This is a genomic window from Muriicola sp., assembly GCF_041567615.1.
Classification (GTDB): domain Bacteria; phylum Bacteroidota; class Bacteroidia; order Flavobacteriales; family Flavobacteriaceae; genus Muriicola.
In genome coordinates this window covers 1-7,871 of record NZ_JBFGBM010000130.1, presented here as the reverse complement: position 1 = coordinate 7,871, position 7,871 = coordinate 1, and the positions used below count along the sequence as shown (strand labels likewise).

7 protein-coding genes are annotated in these 7,871 nt (G+C 50.4%); all 7 read right to left on the bottom strand.

All coding sequences use genetic code 11. From position 1 onward, the window contains the following. Nucleotides 1-69: 69 nt before the first annotated feature. On the bottom strand, nt 70-1,353 hold the full coding sequence (rodA, locus tag ABYP73_RS09485) for a rod shape-determining protein RodA (RefSeq protein WP_372944572.1): 1,284 nt from the start codon (nt 1,351-1,353) through the stop codon (nt 70-72). Next, nucleotides 1,343-3,211: a peptidoglycan D,D-transpeptidase FtsI family protein gene (locus ABYP73_RS09480; RefSeq protein ID WP_372974153.1), complete on the bottom strand. Its 1,869-nt coding sequence runs from the start codon at nt 3,209-3,211 to the stop codon at nt 1,343-1,345. Before ABYP73_RS09480 ends, rodA begins: the two co-directional genes overlap by 11 nt. Beyond that, nucleotides 3,208-3,717, bottom strand: coding sequence for a rod shape-determining protein MreD (locus ABYP73_RS09475; RefSeq protein ID WP_372945418.1), 510 nt, complete (start codon nt 3,715-3,717; stop codon nt 3,208-3,210). The genes ABYP73_RS09480 and ABYP73_RS09475 overlap by 4 nt, the downstream gene beginning before the upstream one ends. Beyond that, a complete protein-coding gene (gene mreC, locus ABYP73_RS09470) occupies nt 3,710-4,525 on the bottom strand; it encodes a rod shape-determining protein MreC (protein WP_372974152.1) in 816 nt (271 codons plus the stop codon). The genes ABYP73_RS09475 and mreC overlap by 8 nt, the downstream gene beginning before the upstream one ends. A gap of 75 nt (nt 4,526-4,600) precedes the next feature. Continuing rightward, nucleotides 4,601-5,629, bottom strand: coding sequence for a rod shape-determining protein (locus tag ABYP73_RS09465; RefSeq protein ID WP_129605807.1), 1,029 nt, complete (start codon nt 5,627-5,629; stop codon nt 4,601-4,603). Between the two features lie 59 nt (nt 5,630-5,688). Further along, nucleotides 5,689-7,221, bottom strand: a complete 1,533-nt coding sequence (gene purH, locus ABYP73_RS09460) for a bifunctional phosphoribosylaminoimidazolecarboxamide formyltransferase/IMP cyclohydrolase (RefSeq protein ID WP_372974151.1) — start codon at nt 7,219-7,221, stop codon at nt 5,689-5,691. 92 nt (nt 7,222-7,313) lie between these two features. After that, nucleotides 7,314-7,766 carry a GAF domain-containing protein gene (locus ABYP73_RS09455; RefSeq protein WP_372945415.1) on the bottom strand — a complete coding sequence of 151 codons (453 nt, stop codon included), beginning with the start codon at nt 7,764-7,766 and terminating at the stop codon, nt 7,314-7,316. Nucleotides 7,767-7,871: the final 105 nt, after the last annotated feature.

The following is a 7,871-nucleotide window of genomic DNA, read 5'->3' as shown; positions in this document are numbered from 1 at the left end:
TTTTCACATGATGGATGACGGTGCGGAGGATAGGATGGAAGAAGCCATTGAAGGTTCAGCCTGGCCGTTTTAAAGCCATTCGTTCAGCCTGTTGGCGTCCAGTTTCAAAAAGATAAACAAAAGGGCGGTGAACCCGATGAGGGCAGAACCTCCGTAACTGAAAAAGGGCAGGGGTATGCCGATAGTAGGGAGGATTCCGATGACCATCCCGATATTGATGAAGTAGTGGATCAGCAAGATGGAAATGACCCCGTACCCGTACATCCTGCTGAATTGGCTTTTTTGTCTTTCTGCCAGGTAGACCAGCCGCAACAACAAGGCCGTAAACAGGATCACAACGGTGGCCGTACCCACAAAACCCCATTCCTCACCCACGGTGCTAAAGATATAGTCTGTATGCTGCTCAGGGACGAAGTCTCCTTTTGTCCGCGTTCCCTCCAGGAAACCCTTTCCAAACCCCCCACCTGATTCGATGGCCTTTTCAGACTGGTAGGTATTGTAGCCTATCGTCTTCCTGATTTCTTCCAGTCTTTCCGGATCCTTTTCCAGCCTCAGCCAAAGGCTGAACCGGTCGCGGTGACGCTGTTCAAACACGTTCTCGAACACGAAGTTCACGGAGAGGGAAAAGACCAAAGAAAGGACAAAGAATATGAACAGGGGGAAGAAGGGCACCTTAAAACTTGCCTTTTTTACCAGGAGGAAGATGGCGATTAGCAAAGCCAGGCTGATGATAACCCAAATAGTGCCGAACATCAGTGTGGTTATAAAGATGATAACTGCCATCAGGGCGACCGCCAGATAGAACAGGGGGAGTCCTTCCCGGAAAAGTACAAAGACCAGGGCCAGGAATACCAGGGCACTTCCCGGATCCGGCTGTGGGATGATAAGCAAGACCGGGATCAGGATGATCAGCAGAGCAAAGAGCTGGTCCCTGGATTTTTTGATATCGGTCTGTATGTCACTGAGGTACTTGGCCAGGGCCAGGGCTGTGGTAAATTTTGCCAGCTCCGAAGGCTGTAGGTTAAAAAAACCGAGGTCGTACCAGGAGGTGGCCCCTGCTATATTTTTCCCAAAAACAAAAAGCCCCAGCAACAGGACCATGGTAATGATATAGAGCAGGCTGGAGAACCGCTCGTAGAAATGAGCTTCCAGGTTGAGAAAGATAAAGGCAGCAATGAGGGAAACACCGATAAAGAAGAGTTGCTTTCCGTAGAGTTGGCTGAAATCTAACAGTGAGCTGCCTTCATCAGAAAGGGTGGTGGAATAAATATTCACCCAGCCTATACCCACCAGCATCAAAAAGAGGAAGATGGTCAGCCAGTCTACCCTTCTAAAGACGCTCTTACCAGACATATTCGTTGATCTTGAACTCCTCCCCGCTGTACGGTTTGGCGTATTCTGCCTCCAGGGTCTTTTCCAGCATTCGTTTTTCAAGATCTTTTCGCGTGATCTCCCCTTTGAGGTATTGTTCAATCAGGAGGGAGGCGATATGCCCGGCGTATCGGGCGCCGTAGTATCCGTGTTCGATATAAACGGCCAAAGCGATTTTGGGGTTGTCTACGGGAGCAAAGGCTACGAAGAGCGAATGGTCAGTGAGCTGGGTACGCACTCCGTCTATCTTGGTGTAATTCTCCACCGTCCCGGTTTTCCCGGCGATTTCGATCCCGGGGACCTGCAGCCACTTGGCCGTACCCTGGGTATATACATTGGCCATCCCCTGGACGACCGGATCAAAGTACTTTTTATCTATGGTCGTGTAATGGGGGGTTGTAAACCTGGGGTCGCTGACCGGTTCCCCTCCGATCTCCTTGATGATATGAGGGGTAAAATAATAGCCCCGGTTGGCTATGGCGGCTGTCATATTGGCCAGTTGAATAGGTGTAGCCGCTACTTCGCCCTGCCCTATGGCATTGGAAATAATAAATGACGAAGCCCAGCGGTTGTCCCCGTATACGCGGTCGTAATACCCCTTATCCGGAATCCGCCCCTTTCTGCCTGTAGGGAGGTCGTATCCCAGGTAGTCACCCAGGCCGAAACTCTTGACGTGTTTTTCCCATACGTCCATTCCCTCATCAGTGGTGGGGTACTTTTCGTATATCTTTCTGAATGCCTGGGCAAAATAGGCATTGCACGATTTATAGATCCCGCTGTTCATGTTCCTGAGGCCTCCGCCGCAGTGGCATCCCCTTTTTTTGTTGCCGACGTAAAACCCATTGTAGCAGCGTACGGTCGATTCGGGTTTCATTACGCCTTCCTGCAGGGCGATCAGGGCATTGAGCGTTTTGAAAGGAGAACCCGGGGAAGGTTGTGCCAGAAGCGCCCTGTCCCAGGTGGGTTTGGAAATGGTGTCGTAATGGAGTTTGCTGTAATTGGCAGATCGTTCCCTTCCCACGAGAAGTGCCGGATCATAAGTAGGCCCCGAGATCAATGCCAGGATCTCCCCGGATGAGGGCTCCAGGGCCACGATGCCACCCCTTTTCCCGACCATCAGTTTTTCCCCGTATTCCTGGAGTTCTTTATCAAGGGTCACACGGATCTCCTTGCCCTGCTCCGGAAGGGTATCCAAAGATCCTTCCTTGTAGGGGCCGATGGTGCGGTTAAAACGGTCTTTCTGGATGAATTTAACGCCTTTGACCCCCCTTAGTACTTCCTCGTACTGTTTTTCTATCCCGGTGCGACCTGTGAGTTCTCCCTGCTTGTAGTATGGGTTCCTCCTGATGTCGCTCTCATTCACCTCGGATATGTAACCCAATACATTAGCGCCGCTGTGGGTGTCATAGTACCTCAGCGATCTCTTCTGAATATAAAAGCCCTCGTATTTGCGCATTTTCTCCTGGAGACGGGCGTAATCTGCCTTGGAGAGCTGGGGAACCAGCACAGAAGGCAGCCTGGGGGAATACACCCGTGCCTTCCTCATCCTTTCCAGGAATTTGGGTTTGTCTATTCCCAGGAGGGAACAGAATTCCAGGGTGTCGAGGGGTTTCACCTCCCTTGGGATCACCATCACGTCATAAGCGGGTTGATTGGCCACCAGCAGCGTCCCGTTCCTATCGTAAATAAAGCCTCTTTCCGGATAGTCGTATATGGCCTGGACGGCGGAGTCCTCCAGGACCTGATTGGGAGTAGTGCGAAAGATCTGCAGGTAGGAAAGCCTTCCTATGAAGGTGATCCCTATGATGATAATGATGGAAGAAAGCAGGAATTTTTTCATTCTTTCTCAGCACTAAAGAGCGTTAACATCAGGAAGCCCACTACCAGGGTTCCCACGCTCGTAAATACGATCTTTTTCAAAAGTAATAGCAAATGGGACAAACTAAAAATCTCGAGCAAAAAGAAAATCGCGTGGTGCCCCAATATTAAGAACGTCAAAAAGGCAATTTGTTGTACCCGGGTGGTGTTGCTAAGTCTGAAACTCTGGAATTCGTAGTTCACCCCAAAGACAAAGCGCATGATGGCCGGGCGGAAAAATGCCATGGTAGTGCAGGCCACTGTGTGGAAGGCAAGTGTATCGGAAAAGACATCTATCGTCAGTCCGAGGAAAAAGCAGATCAGCATAAAGACACTCCTCCGCGGTTTGATGGGGTACCAGTAGAGAAAGAGGATGTAGACCATGGGATTGATATAGCCCAGGAAATTCAAACGGTTGAAGATGAGTACCTGTGCCAGTACGAGGAGCAGGAAACGCAGGCCGTTCTGTAAGTACAGGTTATTAGTCATCGTTTATCTTTTCTTCCAGAATTTGTATTTCCTCCCTGTCCCTGTTGCTGATGATGTAGACGTTGTGGAGATTGGTCATGTCATTGAACAGGGCCACGTCTATCTTGTAAAAACTCTCCGAGGTCTGCAGGTCGATCTTTTGGATGGTCCCGATAGGGATGTTCTCCGGGAAGATACTCGACATGGCCCCGGTAACCACAGTATCACCAACATTCAGAGGGACGATCCTCGGAATGTCCTCCAGCTGAACCACGTCGAAACGAAGGGTGTTCCACTTCAGGGAACCGAAATTATTAGTGTTCTTGATCTTAGCATTGATATTAGACTTGGTATTCAAAAGGCTCTGAACCGCCGAGAAATTATCTGTCGTATATTCCACAATTCCCAGGACCCCCATGGAGGTGATCACCCCCATATCCTGTTCCACGCCCTGGGCAGCCCCCTTGTCGAGGGTGATATAGTTGTTGCGCAGGGCATAGCTGTTCTTGATGATCCTGGCCGGGATCACTCCGTAAGGAAAAGAATTCCTTTCTGTCTCAGTCACCGGGACGAATTCTGCGTTGTACAACATCTTTTTCAACCGGGTGTTTTCCTCCACCAGTTGCTCGTTTTCTTCCCGCAGGTTGAAATAGGATGTGATGTTGGCCTGAGTGTTGTAAAGGCTCCCGCTTAGCCAGTTGGCCGAATTTATGAATTTCGTTCTGTGATAGGAGTGAGACTGTATGCTCATCGCCAACCCCAGGGTAAGCAACAACAGGTAGAGCAGGTTGGTCTTGTTGCGAAGAATGAAGTTGATGATCTGTTGCATGCTCTTTTCCTGTTGGATGCTCCCATCCCTGCCGGAAATCCCGATTTAGAGTATTACTGGATTGGATCCCGGGAATTATTTAATGAGGATACTCTTGTAGCGTTCTAAATTCTTCAGGGCAATACCCGTACCGCGAACGACCGCCCTGAGCGGATCTTCTGCAATATAGACGGGCAGGTCTGTTTTCTGGGACAGCCTTCTGTCCAGTCCCCTGAGCATAGATCCCCCTCCTGCCAGGTAGATTCCCGTGTTGTAAATATCCGCGGCCAGTTCCGGCGGGGTCTGTGACAGGGTTTCCATCACGGCATCCTCCACCCTGAGGATGGATTTATCAAGGGCCTTGGCGATCTCCCTGTAGGAGATGGATACCTGTTTGGGTTTCCCGGTGAGCAGGTCCCTTCCCTGAACGGACATCTCATCCGGCGGAGATTGAAGGTCCTCCGTGGCCGATCCTATCTTGATCTTGATGTTTTCTGCAGTGGTCTCTCCCACATAGAGGTTGTGCTGTGTCCTCATGTAGTAGATAATGTCGTTGGTGAATACGTCCCCCGCGATCTTGACCGACTTGTCACAGACGATCCCTCCGAGGGCGATTACGGCGATCTCCGTGGTACCTCCTCCGATATCGACGATCATGTTGCCCTTGGGTTGCATGATATCCAGCCCGATCCCGATGGCCGCCGCCATAGGTTCATGGATGAGGTATACTTCCTTTCCGTTCACCCTTTCTGCCGATTCTTTTACCGCCCGCATTTCCACCTCGGTGATCCCTGAAGGAATGCAAATGACCATTCTCAGGGCCGGGGGAAACCATTTTTTCTTCAGGGCAGGGATGTTCTTGATGAACATATTGATCATTTTCTCGGAGGCGTCGAAATCTGCGATCACCCCATCCTTAAGAGGACGGATGGTCTTGATATTCTCGTGCGTCTTTCCCTGCATCTGGTTGGCTTCCCGCCCAACGGCGATGATCTTGCCGGTGATCCTGTCCCTGGCGACAATGGAAGGGCTGTCTACCACCACCTTGTCTGCATGGATGATCAGGGTATTGGCAGTGCCGAGGTCGATCGCGATCTCCTCCGTTAAAAAATCAAAAAATCCCATTGTAAATGTTTAGTTAGGTTCGGATAAACGGGTGTATTTTATCGACAAAAGTAGTAAAATTAATGTTTAAAATGACGTGTCCCCGTCATTACCATGGCAATTTGATTTTCGTCGCAATAATCGATGCTCAGCTGGTCTTTTATGGACCCGCCGGGCTGTATCACACTCCTGATCCCGCTCTTGTGGGCGATCTCCACGCAGTCTGGAAAAGGGAAGAAGGCATCGCTCGCCATGACGGCCCCGTCCAGGTCGAATTTAAAGGACTTGGCCTTGTGCACGGCCTGGTTCAAGGCATCCACGCGGGAGGTCTGCCCTGTACCACTGGCACACAGCTGCCGGTTCTTCGCCAATACGATGGTGTTGGATTTGGTGTGCTTGCAGAGTTTGGAGGCGAAGATGAGGTCTTCCAGCTCCCTCTTGGAAGGTTTTTTCTCTGTCACATAGGTGAGGCCTTCTGCAGCATCTGTGATGTGGTCTTTATCCTGTACCAGCACCCCATTGAGGCAGGTCCTTACGAGGGTCTCCGGGAGGGCGACCTCCTTCTGCACAAGGAGGATACGGTTTTTCTTTCCCTTGAGGATAGTAAGGGCCTCTTCGGAAAAACCTGGGGCGATGACCACCTCGCAGAAGAGTTTGTGGATCTCTTCGGCTGTGTTTGCATCGATCTCCGTATTGCTGATAAGGATACCTCCAAAGGCCGATACAGGGTCCCCTGCGAGGGCGTCCACATAGGCCTGGTAAATCGTATCCCTCGTGGCCAGGCCACAGGCGTTGTTGTGTTTCAGGATGGCAAAGGTGGGATCGTCATGCCGGAATTCTGCCATGAGGTTCACCGCTGCATCCACATCCAGTAGATTATTGTAGGAAAGCTCTTTTCCGTGCAGTTTGGCGAACATGCTTTCAAAGTCTCCGAAGAAAAACCCTTTCTGATGTGGATTTTCCCCGTATCGAAGGACCTTGCCTTTGGTTTCACTGATCTTCAGGGCAGCAACACCGTGGTCCCTGTTAAAATAATTGAAGATGGCGGTGTCGTAATGGGAGGAGACGTTAAAGGCTTTTGCGGCAAAAGTCTTGCGCTGGGCAAGGGTGGTTGCTCCATTGCTTTCGGAGATCAGGTTCAGAAATTCTTCGTAGTCTTCCATGGAGGAAACACAGAGCACATCCTTGTAATTCTTGGCAGCTGCCCGGATGAGGGAAATACCCCCTATGTCTATCTTCTCGATGATCTCCTGTTCCGATGCCCCGGAAGCCACCGTTTTTTCAAACGGGTAGAGGTCGACGATCACGATATCCAACTGTGGGATGTCAAATTCCTCCAGCTGGGCTACGTCCCCTTCGTTGTCCTGCCGGTTTAAAATACCCCCGAATACCTTGGGATGCAGGGTCTTGACGCGTCCCCCCAGGATAGAGGGATAACTCGTCACCTCTTCCACAGGTATGACCTCTAGGCCCAGGGAACGAATAAAGGATTCCGTTCCCCCGGTGGAATACATGGTGATGCCCAACTCGTGGAACTTTTTTACAATGGGTTCTAGGCCGTCCTTGTGGAAGACGGAGATGAGTGCGGATTTGGCTTTTTTGGCAGTGCCCATATCTAAATTTTTTAAAGGTAAACCGAGAGCTCCAAAGGTACTTTTTTAAGGCCTAAGGCAGCCCCTGTCTTATCAACAAAAAAGGGAAAGTTTTAAAGAATCCTGGCGACCCCGGCATTGACGAATTCCAGGAAACGCTCGTCCTCTTCCGTGAAGGGATCCGGAGTTTCCGAATCGATGTCGATCTGCCCAATGTTCTTCCCCTCCACAAAGAGGGGGATAACGATCTCTGATTTGACCGTCAGGCTGCAGGCGATGTAATTGTCCTGGGCCGTGACATCGGGTACGACAAAATTGGCATTGCTCACAGCCACCTGGCCACAGATCCCTTTGCCGAATGGGATGAGGGTATGGTCTGTGGGAGCTCCTGCGTAGGGCCCCAGCTTGAGTTCCTCCTTCTCCCCATTGCGGAAATAAAAGCCTACCCAGTCGTAGTACGGGACTTCAGCCTTCAGATATTCACACAAGTTCTGCAATCTGTCATCCACAGTCAGCTCCTTTTGGCTAAGGATGGTTTCAACACCTGATTTTAAGCGATCTAACATGTTTTTGTTTTTTGAAAAAATAGCAATTACTCCCCTTTGTTATGGTCCCTGAAAAAGAAAAAGCCACTGTTTTTTACAGTGGCTTTCTCCCGTGTTTTATTTTCT

Coding starts and splice junctions, on each gene's coding strand:
- ABYP73_RS09465 (WP_129605807.1), bottom strand. CDS start 5,629: ATGGGATTTTTTGATTTTTTAACGGAGGAGATCGCGATCGACCTCGGC.
- rodA (WP_372944572.1), bottom strand. CDS start 1,353: ATGTCTGGTAAGAGCGTCTTTAGAAGGGTAGACTGGCTGACCATCTTC.
- purH (WP_372974151.1), bottom strand. CDS start 7,221: ATGGGCACTGCCAAAAAAGCCAAATCCGCACTCATCTCCGTCTTCCAC.
- mreC (WP_372974152.1), bottom strand. CDS start 4,525: ATGCAACAGATCATCAACTTCATTCTTCGCAACAAGACCAACCTGCTC.
- ABYP73_RS09480 (WP_372974153.1), bottom strand. CDS start 3,211: ATGAAAAAATTCCTGCTTTCTTCCATCATTATCATCATAGGGATCACC.
- ABYP73_RS09475 (WP_372945418.1), bottom strand. CDS start 3,717: ATGACTAATAACCTGTACTTACAGAACGGCCTGCGTTTCCTGCTCCTC.
- ABYP73_RS09455 (WP_372945415.1), bottom strand. CDS start 7,766: ATGTTAGATCGCTTAAAATCAGGTGTTGAAACCATCCTTAGCCAAAAG.